The organism is Halolamina sediminis (genome assembly GCF_001282785.1).
GTDB lineage: Archaea > Halobacteriota > Halobacteria > Halobacteriales > Haloferacaceae > Halolamina > Halolamina sediminis.
The window spans coordinates 2,006,905-2,028,491 of sequence record NZ_CVUA01000001.1 but is presented as its reverse complement, the minus strand read 5'-3'; the positions used below and the strand labels follow the sequence as shown (position 1 = coordinate 2,028,491).

22 protein-coding genes and 1 tRNA gene are annotated in these 21,587 nt (G+C 66.1%); 12 read left to right on the top strand and 11 right to left on the bottom strand.

Features of this window, described 5'->3' with window-relative positions:
• Positions 1-55: 55 nt before the first annotated feature.
• Positions 56-3,469, bottom strand: a complete 3,414-nt coding sequence (gene carB / locus BN1959_RS10125; protein WP_079978660.1) for a carbamoyl-phosphate synthase large subunit — start codon at positions 3,467-3,469, stop codon at positions 56-58.
• 178 nt (positions 3,470-3,647) lie between these two features.
• On the opposite strand from carB, the gene BN1959_RS10120 reads away from it, so the two are divergent.
• A complete protein-coding gene (locus tag BN1959_RS10120; RefSeq protein ID WP_237560323.1) occupies positions 3,648-3,917 on the top strand; it encodes a nucleoside triphosphate pyrophosphohydrolase in 270 nt (89 codons plus the stop codon).
• Here the strand turns inward: BN1959_RS10120 and BN1959_RS10115 are convergent.
• Positions 3,914-4,429: a DUF5815 family protein gene (locus tag BN1959_RS10115; protein WP_053948541.1), complete on the bottom strand. Its 516-nt coding sequence runs from the start codon at positions 4,427-4,429 to the stop codon at positions 3,914-3,916. The genes BN1959_RS10120 and BN1959_RS10115 overlap by 4 nt on opposite strands.
• A gap of 57 nt (positions 4,430-4,486) precedes the next feature.
• Complete coding sequence (locus BN1959_RS10110) at positions 4,487-4,885, bottom strand: hypothetical protein (RefSeq protein WP_202594671.1); 399 nt, start codon at positions 4,883-4,885, stop codon at positions 4,487-4,489.
• A 231-nt stretch (positions 4,886-5,116) separates the two neighbouring features.
• On the opposite strand from BN1959_RS10110, the gene BN1959_RS10105 reads away from it, so the two are divergent.
• Positions 5,117-6,748 (top strand): DUF255 domain-containing protein, encoded by a 1,632-nt coding sequence (locus BN1959_RS10105; RefSeq protein ID WP_053948540.1) that lies wholly within the window; start codon positions 5,117-5,119, stop codon positions 6,746-6,748.
• An 81-nt stretch (positions 6,749-6,829) separates the two neighbouring features.
• On the top strand, positions 6,830-7,636 hold the full coding sequence (locus BN1959_RS10100) for a TrmB family transcriptional regulator (protein WP_053948539.1): 807 nt from the start codon (positions 6,830-6,832) through the stop codon (positions 7,634-7,636).
• Here the strand turns inward: BN1959_RS10100 and mptA are convergent.
• From mptA to BN1959_RS10085, 3 genes are all read right to left on the bottom strand, one after another.
• Positions 7,633-8,556 (bottom strand): GTP cyclohydrolase MptA, encoded by a 924-nt coding sequence (gene mptA / locus BN1959_RS10095; protein WP_053948538.1) that lies wholly within the window; start codon positions 8,554-8,556, stop codon positions 7,633-7,635. The genes BN1959_RS10100 and mptA overlap by 4 nt on opposite strands.
• A 451-nt stretch (positions 8,557-9,007) precedes the next feature.
• Positions 9,008-9,427, bottom strand: a complete 420-nt coding sequence (locus BN1959_RS10090; protein WP_053948537.1) for a DUF7124 domain-containing protein — start codon at positions 9,425-9,427, stop codon at positions 9,008-9,010.
• Positions 9,428-9,600: 173 nt separating this feature from the next.
• Positions 9,601-10,845 (bottom strand): NAD(P)/FAD-dependent oxidoreductase, encoded by a 1,245-nt coding sequence (locus BN1959_RS10085; RefSeq protein ID WP_053948536.1) that lies wholly within the window; start codon positions 10,843-10,845, stop codon positions 9,601-9,603.
• 118 nt (positions 10,846-10,963) lie between these two features.
• Between BN1959_RS10085 and BN1959_RS10080 the strand changes: the two genes are divergently transcribed.
• Both BN1959_RS10080 and BN1959_RS10075 read left to right on the top strand, forming a co-directional pair.
• Positions 10,964-11,515, top strand: coding sequence for a DUF6149 family protein (locus BN1959_RS10080; RefSeq protein WP_053948535.1), 552 nt, complete (start codon positions 10,964-10,966; stop codon positions 11,513-11,515).
• 336 nt (positions 11,516-11,851) lie between these two features.
• Positions 11,852-12,487 carry a uracil-DNA glycosylase gene (locus tag BN1959_RS10075; protein ID WP_053948534.1) on the top strand — a complete coding sequence of 212 codons (636 nt, stop codon included), beginning with the start codon at positions 11,852-11,854 and terminating at the stop codon, positions 12,485-12,487.
• Between the two features lie 14 nt (positions 12,488-12,501).
• On the opposite strand, the gene BN1959_RS10070 is transcribed toward BN1959_RS10075, so the two are convergent.
• On the bottom strand, positions 12,502-12,711 hold the full coding sequence (locus BN1959_RS10070) for a hypothetical protein (protein ID WP_053948533.1): 210 nt from the start codon (positions 12,709-12,711) through the stop codon (positions 12,502-12,504).
• Positions 12,712-12,808: 97 nt separating this feature from the next.
• Between BN1959_RS10070 and BN1959_RS10065 the strand changes: the two genes are divergently transcribed.
• The 3 genes from BN1959_RS10065 (at position 12,809) to BN1959_RS14740 (ending at position 15,671) form a co-directional block, all read left to right on the top strand.
• Complete coding sequence (locus BN1959_RS10065) at positions 12,809-13,552, top strand: hypothetical protein (RefSeq protein ID WP_053948532.1); 744 nt, start codon at positions 12,809-12,811, stop codon at positions 13,550-13,552.
• Between the two features lie 43 nt (positions 13,553-13,595).
• Positions 13,596-13,853 carry a hypothetical protein gene (locus BN1959_RS10060; protein WP_053948531.1) on the top strand — a complete coding sequence of 86 codons (258 nt, stop codon included), beginning with the start codon at positions 13,596-13,598 and terminating at the stop codon, positions 13,851-13,853.
• Positions 13,854-14,267: 414 nt separating this feature from the next.
• Positions 14,268-15,671 (top strand): hypothetical protein, encoded by a 1,404-nt coding sequence (locus BN1959_RS14740; RefSeq protein ID WP_154018263.1) that lies wholly within the window; start codon positions 14,268-14,270, stop codon positions 15,669-15,671.
• A 79-nt stretch (positions 15,672-15,750) separates the two neighbouring features.
• Here BN1959_RS14740 and BN1959_RS10055 read toward each other — a convergent pair whose 3' ends face one another.
• Positions 15,751-16,818, bottom strand: coding sequence for a tyrosine-type recombinase/integrase (locus BN1959_RS10055; RefSeq protein WP_202594670.1), 1,068 nt, complete (start codon positions 16,816-16,818; stop codon positions 15,751-15,753).
• 176 nt (positions 16,819-16,994) lie between these two features.
• Between BN1959_RS10055 and BN1959_RS10050 the strand changes: the two genes are divergently transcribed.
• The 4 genes from BN1959_RS10050 to BN1959_RS10035 all read left to right on the top strand — a co-directional run bounded on the left by BN1959_RS10050 (position 16,995) and on the right by BN1959_RS10035 (position 18,793).
• A tRNA-Ser gene (locus tag BN1959_RS10050) sits at positions 16,995-17,076 on the top strand.
• Between the two features lie 104 nt (positions 17,077-17,180).
• Entirely contained in the window at positions 17,181-17,498 is a 318-nt protein-coding gene (locus tag BN1959_RS10045; protein WP_053948529.1) for a DUF5785 family protein, read from the top strand.
• Between the two features lie 219 nt (positions 17,499-17,717).
• Positions 17,718-18,005, top strand: a complete 288-nt coding sequence (locus BN1959_RS10040; protein ID WP_053948528.1) for a DUF7552 domain-containing protein — start codon at positions 17,718-17,720, stop codon at positions 18,003-18,005.
• Positions 18,002-18,793, top strand: coding sequence for a DUF7260 family protein (locus BN1959_RS10035; protein ID WP_053948527.1), 792 nt, complete (start codon positions 18,002-18,004; stop codon positions 18,791-18,793). The genes BN1959_RS10040 and BN1959_RS10035 overlap by 4 nt, the downstream gene beginning before the upstream one ends.
• Before the next feature lie 516 nt (positions 18,794-19,309).
• On the opposite strand, the gene udk is transcribed toward BN1959_RS10035, so the two are convergent.
• From udk to BN1959_RS10025, 3 genes are read right to left on the bottom strand one after another with little or no spacing between them, the layout of a single operon-like run.
• The gene (gene udk / locus BN1959_RS10030; RefSeq protein ID WP_053948526.1) at positions 19,310-19,999 is read right to left on the bottom strand and encodes a uridine kinase; all 690 of its coding nucleotides are present in this window, start codon (positions 19,997-19,999) and stop codon (positions 19,310-19,312) included.
• A gap of 49 nt (positions 20,000-20,048) precedes the next feature.
• Positions 20,049-20,225, bottom strand: coding sequence for a hypothetical protein (locus BN1959_RS14735; RefSeq protein ID WP_154018262.1), 177 nt, complete (start codon positions 20,223-20,225; stop codon positions 20,049-20,051).
• Positions 20,226-20,251: 26 nt separating this feature from the next.
• A complete protein-coding gene (locus tag BN1959_RS10025; RefSeq protein WP_053948525.1) occupies positions 20,252-21,508 on the bottom strand; it encodes a geranylgeranylglyceryl/heptaprenylglyceryl phosphate synthase in 1,257 nt (418 codons plus the stop codon).
• Positions 21,509-21,587 lie beyond the last annotated feature (79 nt).

Below are 21,587 nucleotides of genomic sequence, written 5' to 3'. Positions count from 1 at the left end.
CGCGCTGTTCGCGTATCGTGTCCCGGAAAACGAGCGAGCGACGAGGCCGAGGCGGTCAGCCCCAGTTCTCCTCGCGCGTCGGGCGGTCCGACAGCGCAGCCACGTCGACGCCGGCCAGCGACTCGTCGGTCGCCGCGGCAACCTCGAGCGCTTCGAGCGCCGCGTGGGCCGACACCGTCGTCGAGAGGTAGGGGATCTCCTCCTCGACGGCGGTTCTGAGGCTGTCACGCTCCGTCGACAGCAGGAAGTCGATCTCGTCGGCCATCAGCGCGCCTTCGAGGTCGTCCGGCTCGGCCAGTTCGAGGTGGTCGGCGAACGCGTCGACCACGTCGGCGGGCCAGTCGCCGTCGACCGCGAGCGTGCCGGACTCGGGGATCTCGTTGTCGGCGGCGATCTGGGCCTTCCCGTAGGCCGCGCCGAAGCTCCCGGCGGTGCCCATCACCTCGCCCGTGGACTTCATCTCCGGCCCGAGGCGTGGGTCCGAGTTCGGGAGGCGGTCGAACGGCAGCACGACCTCCTTCACGCTCGGCTGCTCGGGGATCTGCTCGGCGACGTCCATCTCCGCCAGCGACTCGCCGGCCATCGCGCGGGCCGCGAGCTTCGCGATCGGCACGCCCGTCGCTTTCGAGACGAACGGGACGGTGCGCGAGGAGCGGGGGTTCGCTTCCAGCACGTAGACGGTCGCCCCCTCGTCGTCTTCCTGCACCGCAAGCTGGACGTTCAGCAGGCCGACCGTCGAGAGCGCCTCGGCGATTTCCTCGACGACCTCGCGGACGCGCCCCAGCGTCTCGTCGTCGAGCGAGCGCGGCGGGATCACGCAGGCGGAGTCGCCGGAGTGGACGCCCGCGCTCTCGACGTGTTCCATCACGCCGCCGATCAGCACGTCCTCACCGTCGCTCACGGCGTCGACGTCGAGCTCGACCGCGTCCTCGAGGAACGAGTCGATCAGGATCGGCTTCTCCGGGGAGACGCGGACCGCCTCCTCGACGTACTCCTGGAGTTCCTCGTCGCTGTGGACGATCTCCATCGCGCGCCCGCCGAGCACGTAGGAGGGGCGCACGAGCACCGGGTAACCAACGTCGTGTGCGAGGTCGAGCGCCTCGGCTTCGCTCGTCGCGGAGCCGCCGGCGGGCTGTTCGATGCCGCGCTCGGCCATCAGGCGGTTGAAGCGGTCGCGGTCCTCCGCGAGGTCCATCGCGTCGACGCCGGTGCCGAGGATCTCACAGTCCAGCCCGCGGCGGTCGAGCTCGTCCTGTAGCGGTTCCCCCACGTCGACGGAGGTCTGCCCGCCGAACTGGACCATCACGCCGTCGGCGTTGGTGGCCTCGACGGCGTCGGCGACCTCCTCGGCGGTGATCGGCTCGAAGAACAGCCCGTCGGAGGTGTCGTAGTCCGTCGACACCGTCTCGGGGTTGTTGTTGAGCACGTGGGCGTCGATCCCCAGTTCCGAGAGCGCGCGGACCGCGTGGACCGCGCAGTAGTCGAACTCCACGCCCTGTCCGATACGGATCGGGCCGCCGCCGACCACGACGACGCTCTCGGCGTCGCGGTCGACCTGCAGTTCGCCCGCAGCCGCGTCGCCCTCGAACGGGCCGGTGAAGGATGGGGGTTTGCGCGAGGAGTAGTAGTACGGCGTCGACGCCGCGAACTCGCCCGCGCAGGTGTCGACCTGCTTGTACGTGCGGCCCGGCACGGTCGCCTCTACTTCACCGACGCCGGCACGTTCCGGGGAGACGGGGAGGCTCTCGCTGTCTGCGGCGCCCGCGGCTGCGGGCTCGGCGGCCTCCCGCCACGCGCCGCGGGTCTCGGGCAGCCACGTCAGACTGCTGTCCTCGAACACGTTGCCCGCGAGCGCGGAGATCTCCGCGTTCGTGAAGCCGGCGACCGCCGCGGGCGTGAACTCGCCGTCGACGACCGCCTGACTCGCGTCGACGATGCGGGCGAAGCGCTCGACGTACCACTCGTAGATGCCCGTGGCCTCGACGACCTCCTCGACGGTGAAGCCGCGCTCGAACGCCTCGAACATCGCGTACGGACGGTCCGGGCTCGGGCGTTCGAGGTAGCCCTCGCGAAGCTCCTCGTCGTCCAGCGCGTCGAACTCCACCGCGGGGTCGTACTCGGAGCTTCTGAGCGCCTTCAGCAGCGACTCCTCGAACGTCCGCCCGATCGACATCGCCTCGCCGGTCGACTTCATCGCCGTCGAGAGCGTGAAGTCGGTCTCGGGGAACTTATCGATCGGCCAGCGGGGCACCTTCGTCACCACGTAGTCGATCGCGGGCTCGAACGCCGCGGTCGTCTCGCCGGTGATCTCGTTGTCGATCTCGTGGAGGCGCTTGCCGAGCGCGACCTTCGCGGTCACGCGGGCGATCGGGTAGCCCGTCGCCTTCGACGCCAGCGCCGAGGAGCGGGAGACGCGGGGATTCACTTCGACGACTCGGTACTCGCCGCCGGGAGTGCCGTCGTCGCGCCACGCGAACTGGATGTTACAGCCGCCCTGAATCCCGAGGTCGCGGATCACCTCGAGCGCCGCGTCGCGCATCTCCTGGTGGCCGTCGTCGGGGATCACCTGCGAGGGCGTCACGACCGTGGACTCGCCGGTGTGGATCCCCATCGGGTCGAGGTTCTCCATGTTGCAGATGATGATGCAGGAGTCGCCGGCGTCGCGCATCACCTCGTACTCCAGTTCGACCCAGCCCGAGATGGACTCGGTCAGCAGCACCTCGTCGTTGCGCGAGAGCCTGAGCCCTTTGCGCGTGCGTTCGAGCAGTTCGTCCATCTCGTGGACGACGCCGGAGCCGGAGCCGCCCAGCGTGTACGTGGTGCGGGCGATCACGGGGAGGCCGCCGACCGCCTCGACGCCGGCCTCGACGCGCTCTTTGAGCGCCGCTTCGCTCATCTCCGTCGCGGACTCGTCGTCGTCGAGGCTGATGGTCGTCGACGCGGGCACCGGCTGCCCGAGCTCCTCCATGCGCTGGCGGAACAGGTCGCGATCCTCGGTCGCGTAGATCGTATCGAGCGGCGTGCCCATGATCTCCACGTCGTGCTCTTCGAGGACGCCCAGTTCGGCGAGTTCGGCGGTGACGTTCAGCCCGGTCTGCCCGCCGATGCCGGCGATGACGCCGTCGGGCTGTTCCTTCCGGATCACCTCCGCGATTGCCTCGGGGGTAATGGGTTCGACGTACACTCGGTCGGCGGTCTCGGGGTCGGTCATGATCGTCGCCGGGTTGGAGTTGACGAGCACCACTTCGGCGCCCTCCTCCTGCAGCGCCCGGCAGGCCTGCGCGCCGGAGTAGTCGAACTCCGCGGCCTGTCCAATCTGGATCGGGCCGGAGCCGATCAGGAGAATCGTCCGACCCTCGCCGGCGCCAGGGTCGCCGCCGTCGGTCGCGTCTGTCGGCGGCGACGGTCCGCCGCCGTCTGTGACTGGCTCCGGGACCACTGATCCGTCGTCACTGCCGGTGTCCGTCATTACTCACTCCGAATACGTGAATCGTAATAAGTTCGGCGAATAGCTACGAGGTCCGTAGAGAGATTACGAATTTCGTAACGACGGCGCGCCGTTCGGTCGAAACAGCAATATCTGTGACAGCCGAGACGGCGAGCGTGTCCCGCGAGTACATAAGCTGGTCCGCGACGACATCCCCGCAGTGATCGAGGGCGACGGCGAGACCCCCGTCACCCGCGTCGTCGACGGTGACGCGTACGAGGAACGACTGTTCGGGAAGCTCGACGAGGAGGTGAGTGAGCTCCGCGAGGAGCCGAGCGCCGACGAACTCGCCGACGTGCGGGAGGTGCTGGCCGCGATTCAGCAACGGCTCGGCATCGACGACGACGAGCTCGAACGCGTTCGCGAGGAGAAGGCGGCCAAACGGGGGCGGTTCGAGGACGGCGTCGTACTGGAGCGCGTCGAGGATTAGACGTAGGGCTCGGGGTCTAGATCGCGTTCGTCGCGGTACTGATCGACGAACTCCGTCACGTCGAACTCGAGCATCTTCTCCTCGAACTCGGTCATCGCGCGCTCGCTCTCGGCGTGGGAGATCGCGTGCTCCATCATCTCGACGACCAGCTCCACCACCACTTCGTGGAGCCGTCGGGCGTCGAACTGGGAGATCCACACCATCGCGAACCCGACGTCGCCCTCGTCGGTCGCGTCGGCGACCGCGATCTGTTCGGGGAACTCTTCCATCACCATCCCCATCAGGTGCGGGGTGCCGAAGTCCGGCATCTCCTCGCTGGTCGTCTCCACCACGTCGTCGAGCGTCTCCACCAGAAACTCCGGGAAGAAGCGCGTCGGCGGGTGCATATCCATCACGACCGCGTGAGATTCCCCGCAGTCACAGTCGAGTTCGCGCATCCCGAGGTCGAGCGACGTGAGCGCGACCGTCTCGCCACAGGGTAGCTCCAGTCGCTCGCCGCCTGCCGTAGCCATGGTCGAGAGAGGGGGCTGACGGGCTAAAAGGTCGCCGCTCCCGCGCCGTGTTCGGCCTTACTCCTCCTCGTCGGAGCCGACGTCGAACGTCCCGCCGCCGGCCTCGTCGTCGTCGGCGATCGAGACTTCGGTCGCGCCGTCGTCGCCCTCGTCGGTCACCTCGATCTCCGCGGCGTCGTCGTCCGTGTCGTGTTCCGCTTCGTCGTCCGTGTCGTGTTCCGCTTCGTCGTCCGTGTCGTGTTCCGCTTCGTCGTCCGTGTCGTGTTCCGCTTCGTCGTCCGTCTCCTCGTCCTCGCGTTCGATCCCCTCGATCTCCAACTCCACTTCGACCTCGATCCCCTCGGTTTCGAGTTCGGCCTCGATCTCGCGTTCGTCGCCGGCCTCGACTCCGAGTTCCTCGCTGTCCACTTCGACTTCGACCTCCACGTCGATCTCAACGTTCGCGTCGTCGGACATACGCGAGGCCGTAGGGACGCGGACGGGATAGTTCGCTCGGCCGTTCTCTCCGACGTTCCGGGCCCGCCGCTCACGGCCCACTCCGTTCGGAGAGACGGTTTCGCCTCCCGCTCGCGGCTCCGCCGTCGCCGCTCGCTGTTTCGTGACTGTTTACCTCCGCTTCCTTCGATCGCGGAGTTTCCCAGTCCCGCGTTCGACAGTCTTTACCTCCAAACAGCCCGACCACGAAGCATGCAAGAGGAGACACGCGTCGAGTGGCGTCAGTGGGGGCAGGACGCCTTCGACGAGGCGCGCCGACGCTCCGTACCCGTACTGCTCTCGCTCTCGACGACCTGGTGTGTGGACTGCCACGAGATGGACGCCACCACCTACGCCGACACCAACGTCGCGGCCAACGTCAACGACCGCTACGTCCCGATCCGCGTCGACGCCGACCGCCAGCCGCGGGTGCGCGAGCGCTACGCCGCCGGCGGCTTCCCCTCCACCGTGTTCCTCACGCCCGACGGCGAGGTGCTCTCGACGGCGACCGCGCTCGCGCCCGACGGGATGCGGCAGGTGCTCGACCGCGTCGCCGAGAACTACGCCGAGAAGGGCGACGGCGCCGGCCGCGTCCCGCGCGCGCTCTCGGGCGACCTCCCGCCCGCGGGCGAGGTCGCCGCCGCGATCGAGGAGCAGCTCGCCGGCCAGCTCGGCGAGAAGTTCGACGACCGCTTCGCCGGCTGGGGTGAGAGCGCGAAGTTCCCGCTTGCCCGGACCGTGGAGTTCGCGCTCAAACGCGAGCGCGATCAAGCCCTCCGCACCCTCGACGCTATCCGGGACCACCTCCACGACGACGTGGCCGGCGGCTTCTTCCGCTACGCCGGCCGGCAGGACTGGGGCGAGGTTCACCACGCGAAGCTGCTCGACACGAACGCGTCGCTGCTCCGGGCGTTCGCCCACGCCTACGTCTACACCGGCGAGGACGCCTACCGCGAGCCCGCCGAGTCGACCGTCGAGTTCCTCACCGACGACCTCTGGAGCGGCGTCGCCGTCGGCGGCAGCGTCGGGCCGGGCGAGGGCGCCGAGTACTGGCGGAAGAACGCCGAGGAGCGCGCGAACGCCCGCTCGCCGCGGACCGATCTCACCGCCTACGCCGGCGGCAACGCTCTCGCCGCCGACGCGCTGCTGACGTACTACGGCTACACCGACGACGATCGCGCCCGCGAGTACGGCGAGCGCGTGCTGGACTACCTCGAACGTGATCTGCTCGAACACGGCTCGGTCGTTCACTTCCGCGAGCGAGGACAGGACGGCCCCCGCGACGTGCTCGGAGATATCGCCGCCGTCGTCGGGGCGTTCACCCGGGCCGAGCAGACGCTCGGCTACGGTGCCGACGTGGCCACGACGGTCGCAGACCACGCGGTCGAGGCGCTCCACGACGGCGGCTCGTTCCGCGACGGCCCCGCCGAGGGTCCCGGCTTGCTCGACCGCCCGCTCCGCCCGCTGGACGGCAACGCCGGGATGGCGAACGCGCTGGTCGACCTCGCGACGCTGACCGGCGACGAGGCGTACCGCGAGCTCGCCCGCGAGACCGTCGGCGCCTTCGCGGGGGCCTCCCACCGCGTCGGCGTGCAGGTCGCGGAGTACGGCACGGCCGCGAGCCGACTCGTCCACGAGCCGCTGGCGGTAACCGTCGCCGACGAGCCGGGCAGCGATCTCCACCGTGCGGCGCTCCGGATCGCCGACCACGAGAAAGTGGTCGTCCCCGACGCCGACGAGTCGGTCGCGCCGGAACTCGACCGCGGAACCGCCCGCGTCGCCGGCGTCGACGAGCCCGCGAGCGACCCCGAGTCGCTGATGGAGCGCGTCGCCCGGCTGGAGTAGCCGTCCGAGAAACGCCGCGAAACGACCTTCACGGGTAAACGTTCGGTGAGTTTTTGAGGGGGCAAGCTGTGACAGACGACCATGGCAAGCTTGCGCGATCTCGGGCTCTCGGAGTACGAAGCCCGGGCGTACCGGGCGCTGCTCGACGACTCGCCGAGCACGGCGAAGGAGCTCTCGGGCTCCAGCGACGTGCCGATGGGCAGAGTGTACGACGTGCTGAAAGATCTGGAACGGCGGGGGCTGGCTCGGAGTCAGGCCGCGAGCCGACCGAAGAAGTACGTCGCCGTCGAGCCCGAGGCGGCGCTGGACCGCCTGCTCGACGCGAAACGCGAGGAGCTGCGGGAACAGGAGGCCCAGTACGAGGAGGCCGTCGACGAACTGGAGGGCGATCTCGACGCCGGCGTCCCCACCGAGGAGGGGTTCTGGACCGCAGTCGTCGGCCGGGAGGAGAGCGCCGACCTGCTGCTCGAACGGCTCGATACGGCGACCGAGCGGGTGATCACCGTCGCCGGCGGGCCGACCCCGCAGTTCGACGTGGGCGAGTACGGCGACGAGGTGACCGCGGCGCTCGGGCGCGCGCTCGAACGCGGCGCCGAGGTATCGGTGCTGCTCGGCCCGGATCTGATCGAGACGCTGCCGAACACGGCGCTCAAACGCTACGAGAAGGAGCTCGCGGGCCACCCGGCCTTCGAGGTCCGAACCACCGAGCGGGTCAGCGGTTCGTTCCACCTGATCGACGGCGTCGAGGCGTGTATCGAGGTCCCGAACCCGCTGGCGCCGCGGGAGCCGTTCGCGATGCTCGACCTGAAGGATCGGGAGTTCACCGCGGACGTGCGGGAGACGTTCGACCCGCGGTGGGAGGACGCCGAACCGCTGACGACTGACTAGGCCGAGAGCTCCTCGCGGAGTCGGGCCATCGTGACCTCGCGCTCGGCGACCGCGTCGTGCTGGTGGATCGACTCGTCGTTCTCCTGTTTGACGTGGATCACCGCCTCGTCGTCGAGGTCGGGGTAGGCGTCGACGACGCCCTCCGCCAGCGAGCGCACGCAGTCCTCGACGAACTTCGCGTTGGCGTGGGCCGCGTAAGTCATGTGGTCCTCGTCGGGACGCTTGGCCAGGTTGTAGATCCGCGCGCTCATCGAGTCCCGCGCGATCTCGATCAGCTCCATCAGGTCGACGTCGGGCTCGGTGTCCTGCGTGATCGTCAGTGTGGCGTGCCCGCGCTGGGAGTGGCCGGGCTGGGGCACCTGATCGAGGAACGCCTCGGTCGTCTCGTCGTCGACGCCCAGTTCTTCGAGCGTCTCGCGAGCGCGGGACTCGGACATCCCCTGCGAGCAGGGGCAGACCGTCATCCCGGTGACGCGGCAGCCAATCTCCTCCTCGGTGCCCTCGTCGGTGGCGGTCGCGGAGGCGATGATGTCGACGGTGCCCTGCGTGGGCCGACCGCTGGCGGGCGTCTCCTCCCGGAGCACCCACTCCGCCTCCATCTCCACTTCGGCGGTGGTGGTGTACTCGTGTTTGGCCAGCAGACGCTCGGCCGCCTCGCCACAGAGCGCCTCGACGCGGTCGGTCTCGCCGTCGACGGCGTCCTCCAGCACCTCGTCGATCACCTCCATGTTCCGGCTCATGTCGATCCCCTTCCGGCCGCTGGGGAGGTCGACGAACACGGAGAACTCCGCGGTCAGCACGTACGGTCGGTCCTCGCCTTCGAGTTCGACGAGCTTCTCGACGCCCGTGACGCCGACCTGACTCAGCCCGACGGTCACGTCGGGCTCGTCGGCCTGCACGTCCGGAAGCTGGTGACTCATTACCGGTCCTGCGGCCTCCGCGTGATTAGTGTTGTTGGAAGAGGCACGCGCGCCAGCGCGCGCGAGGGCCGCCGAGGTTCGTGTGGTCAGCGACGCACAGCGACGGCATCGAGCTCTTCGGGAGCGACACGGAGGTCGCTCCGGTTCGCTCGCCGTAACTGACTACGCACAGCGACGGCATCAGGTTCCGTGGCCAGCCCACGGAGGGGCTGGCCGGTCACTCGCCGTTTTTTGGCTACGCACAGCGACGGCGTCTAGCTCTTCGGGAGCGACACGGAGGTCGCTCCGGTTCGCTCGCCGTCGCTGGCTATGCACAGTCACGGCATCGAGCTCCGTGGCTGCGAGCCGAAGCTTGCAGCAGGTCACTCGCCGTGTTCGACTACGCACAGCGACGGCGTCAAGTTCCGTGGCCAGCCCACGGAGGGGCTGGCCGGTCACGCGCCGTCGCTGGCTAGGGCCAATCCTCGCGCTGGTCCCCCTCCTCGAAGTGGTCCTCGTCGTCCTCCTCGGCAGCGATCTCCCAGTCGGCCGCCTCGGCGGCGTTTTCGAGCGGCAGGTACTCCCAGTCGACCGACTCGGCCTGCTCACGGTGCTCCTCCGAAGTGCCGACGAACACGTGGCGTTCGGTGTCGAACTGGCGTTTGACGTTCTCCAAACTCTCTTCGACGCCTCGCGGGCCGGAGAAGAAGTCCTGTCTGATGCGTTCCTTTCGCGTGAAGTTGGTGACGACGTAGGTGGGTTTGTCGCTCACCACGCCGACGTAGCTCGTCCACCCGCGGGCGTCGTTGAACACCGCGTTGGGGTCGGCGAGCGACTTCAGCGCGTCCAGTTCGAACGCGAGCGTCATGTCCGAGGAACCGCCGGAGTCCATAGGCGCACTGGGAGCGGTCGCCGCAAAACGACTTCGGTGTGGTAGTCGTCCGGAACCGGGCCGAAAACGGACTCGTCGAGATCAGTTGTCCACGCCGGCTGGCAGCGTGCCGTTACCAGAACGCGGAGCGTTCTGGTTGGCGAACGAGAGCTTCGCTCTCGTAAACGGCGAGATCAGTCGTCAGCGACCGGCGCTTCCAGATCGTCGACGCTGAAGGATTTCTCGACCAGCTTCTCCTTCTCGTCGCCGACGTGGGTCCCCTCACGCATCAGTTGCTTGTACGCCGACTGGGGCGCGAGGTCACCGATCAGCACGCCGCCGACGATGCGGCCGTCTTTGAGCGCGAGGCGGCGCCACTCCGTGTCGGAGTACTTGCGCTCGACGCTGTCGTCGCCCTGCGTCGGGTGGCCGAAGGAGAGGAACGGGAAGTCGAAGTGGGTGATGGAGTACGAGGAGACCCAGCGGAACTCGTCATCGCCGTAGTCGAGCATGTTCTTGGCGGCACACTCACCCTGGGCCTTCGCGGAGCCCCACGCACCGTTCTGGGCCTGATCGCCGAGGATCAGGTCGTTGAATTTGGTACAGTCGCCGGCGGCGTACACGTCGTCGAGGTTGGTCTGCATGTACTCGTCGACGATGATGCCGTCGTCGTCGTAGTCGAGGCCGGTCCCGCGGAGGATCTCGGTGTTGATGTCCAGCCCGATCGCGACCCCGGCGAAGTCGGCGTCGTACTCCTCGCCGTTGGGGTCGACCGCGGACTCGATGTGGCCGTCGTCGTCGACCTCGAAGTGGTCGACACCGGAGTCGAACACGGGGGTGACCCCGCGCTCGCGCATCGCGTCGTGGAGGATCTCGGCGCCCTCCTCGCTGAGCGCGTAGCGCCACCAGGCGTTCCCGCGCATCAGGTAGTGGGCCTCGACGTCCTGTGCGCCACAGATCGCCGCGAAGTCGATGCCGAGCAGGCCGGCGCCGACGATGACGCCGGTGTCGGCCTCCTCGACGTCGGCCTTGATCTTCCGGGCGTCCTCGAACGTCCAGAAGTGGTGGATCCCCTCCGCGTCGGAGTTGTCGACGGGGAGCTGTGCGGGCGTCCCGCCGGTGGCGATCAGCAGCTTGTCGTACTCGTAGCTGTCGCCCTCGTGGCTCGTGACCGCGTTGGCGTCGGTGTCGATGTCGACGACGAGGGTGTTGAGCTGGAGGTCGATGTCCCGCTCGTCGTACCACGACTCCTCGTGGATGGAGATGGGCGCCTCCGGAAGCTTCCCCTTCGCGAACTCCTTGATCAGGATACGGTTGTAGAGAGCCTCCCCCTCGTCGGTGATGACGGTGATGTCGGCGTCCGGAGCGTTCTCGCGCAGCGTCTCCGCCGCCGAGCTCCCAGCGACCCCGTCGCCGATGATCACGAACGACTCACTCATGGCTTCAGGTTTGGCAGCGGGGGTTAATGTGGGTTGCCATACGGCTTTCGGTAGGAGAAGGCGGGCCATACCGCGGGTCTCGGAGGGTTGAAGGTCGTTGCGCCGCTACAGTCGGACGATGAAGCTCCGTCAGAACGTCCGTCACTTCGCGGCGAAGCAGGCGCTCACGATGCCCGTCGTCGGGGAGAAGATGAACGAGAAGCTGGTCGACCTCCACGTCGACGAGTTCGGCGACCGCGCCGAGGACGGCCACCGGGAGGAGCGAGAGCCCCACATGGAGGTCTTCTTCGACTGCACGATGGCCACCTATCTCGGGGCGCTCGGCGACGGCTTCCCCGAGGCCGAAGCCCGGGAGATCACCCACCTACAGGCGAACTTCGACTTCTACAACCACGGCTGGACGGAGATGATGGAGTTCCCCGTCGACGAGGTCGAGGAGCACTACGAGCGCTACGCGGACTTCTTCGATGCCCACGACATTACCATCGACGATCCGCTCGGGGAGTTCCGAAACCGCGAGGTTCCCGAGGCGCCGTCGACGCCGGGGAAGCTCGACGATCCGGAGCACCCCCACGCCGCGGAGGGGTTCGCCGACGACGTGTACGTCGAGACCGAGGATGGGGTGGTCGCGGGCGACCGCAGCGACGAGATTCAGGGATCGGCGAACTGAGCGGGCAGGTTCGGTCGGCGAGCAGGTGGCTCGATCGGCGACCGCGGCGGGCTGAACCACACAGCCGCGATACCCGCCGCGATACGGTGTTCAGATCACGGCGGGGTTGGTCGCGTTCTGATAGTTGAGTGCTGAGATGGTTTCTCGTACTGTCCACACAGGGAGTGCATCGTTCGGCGAACAACACTGTAAGGTCGGCAACTCTGCCGCAGTGACGTTCGCGGTCGCGGCGGCACAGTCAACGCTAATACTGTGAGTTGCTCCCCAGCGACTACCTCGGACGAACCTCACTCATCAGCGAACCGTTTTTCCTCCCGCCACGCCCACTACAAAGCAGTGGACGCCCACCAAGAGGAGCTCTCGAACCCCTTCGCGATGGACGAGGACTGCCGGAACTGCCCCGCCCTCGCCGACTGCCGGGAGCAGGTGGTCCACGGCTACGGCGACGCCGGCGCGGAGTTCGTCTTCGTCGGCGAGTCGCCGACTGCGGGCGCCGAAGCGACGGCCGTACCGTTCACCGGCGACGCCGCAGGCGAGCGAGTCCAACGCATCCTCGGCGAACTCGGCTTCTCGCGCTCCGACCCTGCCGCCGCCGAGCCCTACCTCCAGAACGTCTACCTCACCTACCTCTCACGCTGTCGCCACCCCGAGCGGGCGGCGACCGACGAGGAGGTGCGGAACTGCGAGCCGTTTCTCAACGCCGAACTCCGGATGATCAACCCCCACATCATCGTCCCCGTCGGCGACCGCGCGCTGCGGGAACTCGCGATCGAGTACACCACGCGATCGCCGGACAGCTTCGACGTGACCGAGGAGCACGCCACCACGGTCCGGGGTCGGGGGTTCGAACTCGTGCCCATGATCCCGCCGGGCGAGCAGAGCGACGCACAGGAGGCCGCGTTCGTCGAGCACGTGAAGGAGAACGTGTTCTCGCGGGACTACCGGCAGACGAAGGGTCGCAGGAGTCGGTAGCCGGTCGTTCGGCGCTACGCCCAGTACGCCGTCTCGTTCGGAACGCCACGTGTCCCGACGACGACGCCGGCGGCGACGACTACGACGACGAACGCGAACACTGCCGCCGTCGGTGCGAGCGACGCCGAGTCGGGGAGCCGTCGCAGGAACGTTGCCAGCCCGCCGAGTGCGAACGCCGAGGTGACGCCGGACGCGAGCAATCCGGCCGCGCGGGAGTCGAGCATACCGGCGCGTCGGCGGGCTGTCGCTTAAGGGCGGCGCTCGACGCCCGGCCGGTCGCGTCCCGCCGGATTCAAGCGCGCCGCGGGCCGAGAGTCGACGATGACAGTCGTCGTGCTGCTCGCCGATCCGCCACGCCCCGGACTCTGCTTCCCCGACCTCGCGGCGACGAGCCCGCTGAGCGAGTCGGAGGTCGCCGAGCTCGCGGCCGCGATAGCGAAGGACACCATGCGGGCCGTCGAGCGCTCCGGCGCCAGCCTGCTGGTGAACTACCGTCCGGATGATCTGCTCCCCGAGGTCCACCGGACCGACGCCGCCCCCGAGGCGGAGCTGCGCGCGCTCGCCGCCGACGCGCTCGAGGACGTGAGCGACGTGCGCTTCGAGCCGCAGGTCGGCTCGACGACCAGTGCCCGCGTCGGCAACACCGCCACCCACCTGCTCGAGGAGGAGGAGATCCGCTCCGTCGTGGTGCTGCCCGGCAACACGCCGTTCGTCACTCGGACGGGGATCGATTCCGCGGCGATGAAGCTCCGCTCCAACGAGGTGGTGCTGGGCCCCGGCGCCCGCGGCTCGGTGTACTACGCGGGCTTCACCGACACGCTCGACTTCACCGACGCGATGGCGCCGCCGGCGCTGAACACGCTCGCGGAGCTGGCTCGCGGCGAGGGCCACGACACCGAGTTCGTCCCGACCCAACCGACGATCGAAACCAGCGACGACCTCGCGAGCGTGGTCGCGGAGATCCGCGCGCGCGTCGCCGCCGGGAGAGCGGTCCCCGAGTTCACGACCGCGCTGATCGAGGAGTACGGGCTCGTCGTCGACGAGAACGGCCTCGACCGGCAGTAACGGCCGCCCAAAACTTTTACCGGCGCATCGAGAACCGGAAAATATGTCGGTTCGAAACCCCCGACGCCTCCGCTACCCCCTCGCTCTCGTCGGGCTCGTCGTGGGGATCTTCGCTCTCCAAGGTGTGCTCGAGATCGTCGTCCAGCGTACGGTACAGTCCGGCTTTCCGGCGTGGCTGCCGACGTTCGGCAGTATCGGCCAGACCGTGCTGACGTACACGCTGCTCGGCAGCGCCTACACGTACCTGTTCGTCCCCGTGGCCGCGTTCTGGCTGGGGATCCGGTACGCCGGCGGGGAGTGACGCCGGAACGGTAGGTTCAACCCACCCGAGCGAGTACGGCCGGACGCGCGGTGGGATGGCAGAGTGGACCATCGTGTCTGCCTACATCGGATCATCACGCCGAGGCGACATTTTAACCCCGAAATACCAGACTCAGGCCTTCTACCCCAAGTATAATTATTCGTTGTTTATAAAAACACAGGTTCGATAATCCAGTCTAATCAATTCCTTTTTTAGTTCATATATTGAAATATTATTCAAGATCTTCGTGAATATTTCAGGTTCTGTTGATACTTCATTGGTCATATTCTATCTACGGTGAAATAGCCGGTAAGTGGGATCGCTTTCTAACCGCTCTTGGGTTTTGTTCAGCTACTGTAGTGTTTGTACTTCCAACAGTTCCTTTAGGCCTGGATAGGAATGGTCGATTAACGAATGAGGCGCCGACGTTTCCTCCGTCACGGGTTCATTGCCGGAGTCACCGTCTCCATCGCCGGCTGTAACACAAAGACGGGTACGCCAGACGGCGAGTCGGATACATCGACGCCCGGGGCTGACGAAACACCGGAGGACACCGCTACATCTGCAGAGCAGACACCTTCGGAAGGTGAACAGCAGCCCAGCGAAGATTCCGAACCAGCGGCACGGTACTTTTTCGAGGATGAAACCGGGGCACTCGGCCACCTCGCAGACGACGAAGTACCCCAAAACTACGACCACAGCATAACCAACTCTGCTACAGAGTCCGAATACCGGGAGATGCAGAGAAACGACCGCCAGTACCCGGAAGGACTGGAAGACGGACAGTTGACGATGACCGTCGACGAAATGATCTCCCGCGCCGAAGAGATCTACAACAACCCCGAAGAAAACATAGACACATTAGGATACGAAGACCTGAACTTCGCTGAGGAAGACGACGAAATAGTATTCACCCGGGCATTGATCAAAGCATCACAGGAAGCAGGAGTAACTAGCTCAGGTCTAGCAGACATTGTAGTAGCAAACATCGCAGAAGACGCCGTCGACCAGATTCAACCCGGCTTCACTGAGTTCAAACTATCAACTCTGCCAGCAACTGAACCGATAGCACCAGGAGGTCAGGGACACAGCGGAGGCGTAAGAGAAAACGAGTACAACCAGAGCTTCGGAAACTCCGGCTTCAGGCATATGGCCGCCCTGCTCCAGTACGAGAAAGATGGAGAAACAGAACTCAAATACGCCGAACAAACTAACTCAGTAAACGTAAATACATTTAGAAGAGTAATCAGGCATCCAGAGTTCTCGCTCTACCGCTCAAGCCTAGAACAAGATACTGTAGACAATGCAAGAGACTCAGAGCCTGGAGACGAGGGAACAATGTTCCCAGAACACTACGTAACGGCTCTAGACTACACTAAAGCAAGAGAGCTAGAGAGTTCCGAAGACAATATTCTCGGATTAGGTGAGAACACATTCGGCGGGCTCAATGCTACAGGAGACTATATCGGAGGAGTACTATTCCAACTGGTAGACGATATGAGCATCACTGGTTATGACAATAACCCAGATAGGAATCTAGATTCACCAGAAGCTGTAATTGATGGCACTCTAGTATCAGACGAGTTCGGTGAGAGCTTAGAACAGTTCGTAACAGACCCGACCCGAGAGAAAAGACAATACATAGAGAATATCGCCCGTGGAATGTACCAGATACAGGAACAGGAGGGATGGGGGACAAGTCTTGCATTGACGGGTACACTAGAAGACCCAGAAATACTGCCGACCGATCAACCAACAGTTAACGCAGTGAGGCAGGACAAGGCCTACGATCAGGTACGAAAAAGAGTCGTCGCGTAGCGGTTAGTAGTTCACCTGTACTTTCCGGCCTTTCTCATCTATTACCAGCCGAATATTTTCAATATAAGCGTATTTCCCTTTACCCCATCCTGTCAAGTGCGTCACGTCGGTCCTCGACGGAGATGTTGTCGTATTTCATCGTCGTCTCCACGGACTGGTGACGGAGCTGGGACTGTGCGGCTGCAAGACCCTCTTCTCGTGCCATATATGTTCCCGTTGAGTGCCGGATAGCGTACCACGACAATTCCCGTTCGATATCACCGATCTCGCGCAGTTGGTTGAGTAGGTACTTCAATGAAGAAGAACCATAGGGGTTGCCGTGGCGCGTTAGCCATAGTGCATCGGTGTCGTCATACTTCTCGTACATCTGCCGTTCCTCCATCCATCGAGTAAGGTATTCTGCCGTTTCCCGGCGGAGACTGACCGACCAGTTGTCCTCGTTCTTCGACGACTCATCCGCAGGGATGTGGAGCGCGGCGTTATCGGGGTCTACCCAGTACGTCTTAGCTCGTTCTACCTCGACAGGTCGAAGCCCAGCATCGAGACTCGTATGCACAAGACTCGGGTATTTGAATCCGTTTGCCCGTTCGAAATCCTTCGGGCCGACCTCTTTCATCGGCTTTCCGTACCTCCGACCAAGATGCTTCTTCCACTCCGTTCGACCATCCGGGTCAAGCGCGTGGTATGACGGGACTGTTCCGAACTCTAGGGAAGCCTCTCGGATCGCTTTCCGCTCCTCCTGATGTAGGAAGGCTTTGGGCTGTTTGGCTCCCGAATCCGAGGAAATGGTTATCGGCGACTCCCACTCATCGGCGTCGTCGCGGTAGCGAAAGTACGCCTTGAGTGCGAGCTTGATGTTGTGGAGATAGCTCGATGAATACTCGTTATCCGCCATCACCATTTCCCGAATATAAGTGTCGGCGTCTTCGTGGTCAATATCGAGGCTGAACTCTCCTCGATGCTCCCAAGCCCACCGATGGAACTTATCGAGAACGCTTGCGTACACCTTCGCAGTGTCGTATGCGTACCCTTCCAGTTGATCAGGGTTCTTCCCCATACGCGAAAGCCACTTGATTAACTCCGTCCGGTGGTTCTCGTATGCGACTTCTTGCCGGTGGTTCACGGCAGCACGCGATTCATCGCTCATCATAACGATACCTTCAACTTTATTGCGGTCATTCATTGGTACACACCCTATGACGCAGGATTTCGTCCGTTCCGGGCTTTTTCAACTTAGCCGGGGATGGCACGGTTTCGTTCATATGATTTCTGGTAAGATGGCCTGAAATCGCCCGACTGCGACGGGGTGTAAAGTGTCAATTCGGTGGGATGGCAGAGTGGCCTATTGCGCCGGTCTTGAAAACCGGTGGCGTCAGCCTCCTGGGTTCAAATCCCAGTCCCACCGTATTCTGTGAACGATAGTGAGCAGCGACGCGTGTCGAACCCCTCCACCGACGCCGACCGCGTCGAACGCAAAGGCTTTGGGCCGGTCGGGCGAACGTCCGAGTAATGAGCGACGACTGGCCCCACGACCCGGACGGCGAGGAGGGGAGCGAAGGCCGCCGTAAGTACGGCCACGCCGTGCTGGCCAAGAAGATCGACGAGGAGGAGGACTTCCCGCTCTCGGCCGAGGAGTACGTCGCCGACTACGGCGACCACCCGGTCCGGATCAGCCACGAGCAGGTCGTCTCCGTCGAAGAGATCTTCGAACACGTCGACGCCGAGGAGTTCGAGGACTTCGTCGAGTTCCACCGCACTCTCGGTGCGGCGATGCGCGAGAACGGCTACTGGTTCTACGAGGGCGCCGAGCAGTTCGTCGACGCCTGAGCGACTGCCCGCCTTCTCCACCATCTCCCCGATCCGAGGCGTGGCGTTCGCGGCTCGACGACTTTCGGCTGGCCTAAAACCCGAAACGACTAAATGGATTTAGGCAAGCCTAAAGGATATGTGGCGTAGGGACACGCCCGCCGAGCCGGAGACGACGGCTGCGAGGGACCGGAGCGACTCGACCGTGGGACGGCCTCGAACGTGGCGGGGGGTAGAACGATGACCGAGGTGGAGCTCTGCCCGCTCCGCCGGCGGATCGAGGCGCTGGCCAGCGAGCGCGGCGAGTACTACCTCGTCTGCAGCCGCTACGGCGACCGGCCGGTGCCGGCCGACGGCTGCCGGTTCGAGAGCTGTGCCGTCGCTCGGCGGGCCGCACGGCTGACCGAGGAGTACCGCTCGGCACTCCGGCGGTACGACCCGGCGCTCCCGGAGTACGACATCGTCGTCCGACAGACGCCGAAGCTCGGGGCGGAGGCCGACCCCGACGGGGCGGGGGCCAGCCAGTGATCGAGACACACGTCGACCGCGCGCGGACCGCGGTCGAACGCGAGCGGGAGGTGCTCTCCGAAGAGGGGTCGGCGTACGAGGCGTTCCGGCGCCGCGTCGAGTCGCTGTCGGCGGCGGAGATAGGCCGCGGGGCTGGCGTCGGGGGGACGACCCACGGCGGCGTCGCGACCCGGACTGCCCACGGGGACGCGAGTGGGGGCGCCTGCGAGCAGGTCCGGGAGGCGTTTGCCGAGACGGTTCGGCCGTACAGCGTCGACGACGTGGGTGAGGAGCCGCTGCTCGAGACGATCCGCGAGGAGCTCGGCGACGGGATCGCGCTGGCGCTGGCGCCGACGACCGAGACGGCGTTCACCCCGCAGACCAAGGGCGCGATCCTCACCGCCACCCGCGAGCGCTGGCGGGGGATCGACGCCACGATCGACGCCCTCGACAGCGAGGCCGAATCGCTCCGGGCGGTCGGCGAGACGGTCGACGAGATCACGGACTGGCTCGCGGCAGCGGACGAGATGCCACTCTCGTCGCTGGGGTTCGACGAGCTCCGGGAACGTCACGACCGACTCGCCGAGTTCCGGGATCGGTGTGAGCGGCTGCTCGACGACCGACAGGAGTTGCTGCTGACGACGACGGGCCGGAACCACTCCGCCGACGTGGCCCATCGGTCGCTCGTACGGTATCTCTACAGTTCGCTGCCGGTCGTCTACCCGGTGCTGTCGACGGTGACGCGGTTGTACGACGTGTTGGAAGAGTGTCAGCGGGCGGTTCGGGATCATCTGACTCGACGGGTATGAGCGATTTTGGGTGATAGAACGGTCGTGGCTCGGCTCGTTGGTCTCCCGTACGGCGACTGCGACAGCACCAGCAGTTCGATCATTGGCCACTGAGACACCGGCCGCGACAGCAGCTGTAGACAACTTGTAACCGCAGTGCGCCGAGCACGAGGCTCGGCGCAGCACCGAGTCCCCACCCCTCCCCGCGGCCTCGCGACCGGTGCGAGGCCGCGGCGTCCACCGCCGCCGCACCGCGGCCGCGGTGGCGCGAAGCGCACGCGGCCCCGTGCCGCGTGTCAGCGCGAGGGACGAACGAGCGAACGGACGTGAGCGAGTGAGTCGGCTGGGGAGGTCTGTGGGCTGTACCGGCCGGTGCGGTCACAAGTGGTCTACGATCGAGACGCTGTCCCTGTTCGCGGTCAGTCCTCGAACTCCGTGCACCCAGCGGCGACGTTCGCAGACACTAGCCGATCAACACGATCGAGCACAGACTGCCGCGTACACTCCTTCCTGTACCGAAAACACTCGTAAAACCGACTACTCCTCGTCCAGCGACATCCGCTCGCCCAACTGCTGTTCGATCGAGCCGCGTTCCCACGTCCGGGTCCCCTCGCCCTCGATCTCGGCTTCGATCTTCTCCTCCAACAGATTCACTGCCACCGAGTTCGCCCCCTCGGGGATGATCAGGTCGGCGTGTTTCTTCGTCGGCTCGATGAACTGCTCGTGCATCGGCTTCACCGTCGAGAGATACTGGTCGATCACGTCCTCCAGCTCACGGCCGCGCTGGATCACGTCGCGCTTGATCCGCCGAAGAATTCGCACGTCGGCGTCGGTCTCGACGTACAGTCGGAGATCCATCATGTCGTTGATCTGCTCGTCGTACAGCGAGAGGATCCCCTCGACGATGATCACGTCGGTCGGGAGCACCGTCACGCGTTCGTCCTTGCGGTTGTGGATCTCGAAGTCGTACTGGGGCATCTCCACGGCCTGTCCCTCCGAGAGCTGCCGGAGGTGCTCGCGCAGGAGCTCCCACTCGAACGCGTCGGGGTGGTCGTAGTTGATCTCCTCGCGCGCCTCGCGGTCGAGGTGGCTCAGGTCCTCGTAGTAGTTGTCGAGGGGAATCCGGGTCACCGACTCCCCGACGCTCTCGGTTATCAGGCGGGCGACTGTGGTCTTGCCGGCGCCGGTGCCGCCGGCGATCCCGACCACGAACGAGGGGATAGTCATCGCACGGTTCGAAGAGAGCGCCGCGTTTCAAACTGCTGTTTCGGCCCAGTCACCCCGCCAGCTCGAGCTCGTTGGCGACGAGGAAGGCGGCGGCGACGCCGAGGGTGAGCACCGCCGCCCAGACCGCGATCGCCGGCTCGCTCCAGCCGTCGGTAACGGTGACGGCGACGAGCCAGGCGAGCAGTCCGGTTCCGAGAACGAACGCGGCGTCCGGTAGGTCGACCATATCCGCGGTAGCGACGCCCGGCTACGTCAGTGTGACGCTCCGCTGTCGAACAGCGAGGCGCTGAGCTGTTCGGCCTCGGCCTCACCGTTCCCCTCGCCCGGGCCGGCGAAGGCCGCCCGCGCGATCGTCGCCGCCAGCGTGTCGGGGTCGTCGACAACCGGCGCGAGCGCGGCTCGGAGTGCGGTTCGCTGCACGTCGATCACGGGCGCCCCGTCGGCCTCCTCCCGGGCGCGCTCCCGGCGCGCCTGCAGTTCCAGCCACGCACGGACGGTCGCGCCGGTGTACTCGCGGGCGAGCTCCACTGGGTCGTCGACGCTCGGCACCGTCGCGAGGAAGCGCGCGCCCGGGCCGTCAGCGTCCACCCGATCCTCGACCCACTCGCGAACCGTCTCGGGATCGTCCTCGGCGTCGAGCGCCGCGGTCGCCGCGTCGAGCAGTTCGGCCTCCCGCTCGGCCACGCGGTGGAACGCGTCGCCGACGACGACCGTGTCGGCGCCGGCCTCCCGCACTGCCCTGACGTCCTCGCCGTTCGCGAGCCCGCCGCCGTACCAGAGCCGCGAGCGGACGAGCGCGTCGTCGATCCGGTCGAGCGTCTCGACCGCCGTCTCGCCGCCGTACGTGCCGGAGTACTCCAGATAGACGATCTCAGACTCCAGGTGTCGGTCGGCGGCCATCGCCCGTCGCTTGGCGGCCGCAGGGTCGAGTACGTCTTCCTCGCCGACGCCGGCCTCGCGGGCGGCGGCGCTGTCGGGGTTCTGGACGATGTACGCCTCGAACGCCGCCTCCGAGAGCAACAGCGAGGTGGCGACGCTTGCGAGCCAGTCGGCGACCCGGTCGGGGAGCCACGGCGCCTTCCGGCCGACGAGCTGGGGCGCGAGCACCTCGCGAACGCTCTCGATCGCGACGCCGAGTGTTCCGACGAGCGCCTCGCTGTCGCCGTTGAGCACCTCCGGCACGAGCAGCAGGTCGGCGGTCTCCTGACTCCGTTCGGTGACGTGCTCGGCGCCGCTGGGTTCGTGACAGACCGGCGTGGACAGCGGCGCCAGCAGGTCGAACGCGGCCTCGGTGTTCGCCGGCGTCACGTCCGCGGAGCCCCCGACCGAGACAGCGTCGGTCTCGGCGAGCCACAGCGGGTACAGCAGCGGGAGCTTCTTCGCGCCCTCGGGGTCGACTTTCGTCACGTGGTCCCAGTCGGGCACCGGATTGGTGTCGAGCGCGCTCCGGGCGAGCAGCCGCGCGGCGTCGACCGCGCGCTCGCCCCGGGCTGCGAGATCCCGTCGCATACAGGCAGTTCGCCGCCGGGCGGCAAAAACCCGGTCGGTTCGGGGATGGACAGCTTCAAACCGCTGGTCGGCCCACCCT

What these genes read in the sequence shown, in the direction of transcription:
- BN1959_RS10060 (WP_053948531.1), top strand. Translation starts at nt 13,596, where the DNA reads ATGTCGGTTCGAAACCCCCGACGCCTCCGCTACCCCCTCGCTCTCGTC.
- BN1959_RS10105 (WP_053948540.1), top strand. Translation starts at nt 5,117, where the DNA reads ATGCAAGAGGAGACACGCGTCGAGTGGCGTCAGTGGGGGCAGGACGCC.
- BN1959_RS10055 (WP_202594670.1), bottom strand. Translation starts at nt 16,818, where the DNA reads ATGAGCGATGAATCGCGTGCTGCCGTGAACCACCGGCAAGAAGTCGCA.
- BN1959_RS10115 (WP_053948541.1), bottom strand. Translation starts at nt 4,429, where the DNA reads ATGGCTACGGCAGGCGGCGAGCGACTGGAGCTACCCTGTGGCGAGACG.
- BN1959_RS10040 (WP_053948528.1), top strand. Translation starts at nt 17,718, where the DNA reads ATGACCGAGGTGGAGCTCTGCCCGCTCCGCCGGCGGATCGAGGCGCTG.
- BN1959_RS10045 (WP_053948529.1), top strand. Translation starts at nt 17,181, where the DNA reads ATGAGCGACGACTGGCCCCACGACCCGGACGGCGAGGAGGGGAGCGAA.
- BN1959_RS10085 (WP_053948536.1), bottom strand. Translation starts at nt 10,845, where the DNA reads ATGAGTGAGTCGTTCGTGATCATCGGCGACGGGGTCGCTGGGAGCTCG.
- BN1959_RS10090 (WP_053948537.1), bottom strand. Translation starts at nt 9,427, where the DNA reads ATGGACTCCGGCGGTTCCTCGGACATGACGCTCGCGTTCGAACTGGAC.
- BN1959_RS10080 (WP_053948535.1), top strand. Translation starts at nt 10,964, where the DNA reads ATGAAGCTCCGTCAGAACGTCCGTCACTTCGCGGCGAAGCAGGCGCTC.
- BN1959_RS10100 (WP_053948539.1), top strand. Translation starts at nt 6,830, where the DNA reads ATGGCAAGCTTGCGCGATCTCGGGCTCTCGGAGTACGAAGCCCGGGCG.
- BN1959_RS10025 (WP_053948525.1), bottom strand. Translation starts at nt 21,508, where the DNA reads ATGCGACGGGATCTCGCAGCCCGGGGCGAGCGCGCGGTCGACGCCGCG.
- BN1959_RS10110 (WP_202594671.1), bottom strand. Translation starts at nt 4,885, where the DNA reads ATGTCCGACGACGCGAACGTTGAGATCGACGTGGAGGTCGAAGTCGAA.
- BN1959_RS14740 (WP_154018263.1), top strand. Translation starts at nt 14,268, where the DNA reads ATGAGGCGCCGACGTTTCCTCCGTCACGGGTTCATTGCCGGAGTCACC.
- BN1959_RS10070 (WP_053948533.1), bottom strand. Translation starts at nt 12,711, where the DNA reads ATGCTCGACTCCCGCGCGGCCGGATTGCTCGCGTCCGGCGTCACCTCG.
- carB (WP_079978660.1), bottom strand. Translation starts at nt 3,469, where the DNA reads ATGACGGACACCGGCAGTGACGACGGATCAGTGGTCCCGGAGCCAGTC.
- BN1959_RS10065 (WP_053948532.1), top strand. Translation starts at nt 12,809, where the DNA reads ATGACAGTCGTCGTGCTGCTCGCCGATCCGCCACGCCCCGGACTCTGC.
- mptA (WP_053948538.1), bottom strand. Translation starts at nt 8,556, where the DNA reads ATGAGTCACCAGCTTCCGGACGTGCAGGCCGACGAGCCCGACGTGACC.
- udk (WP_053948526.1), bottom strand. Translation starts at nt 19,999, where the DNA reads ATGACTATCCCCTCGTTCGTGGTCGGGATCGCCGGCGGCACCGGCGCC.
- BN1959_RS14735 (WP_154018262.1), bottom strand. Translation starts at nt 20,225, where the DNA reads ATGGTCGACCTACCGGACGCCGCGTTCGTTCTCGGAACCGGACTGCTC.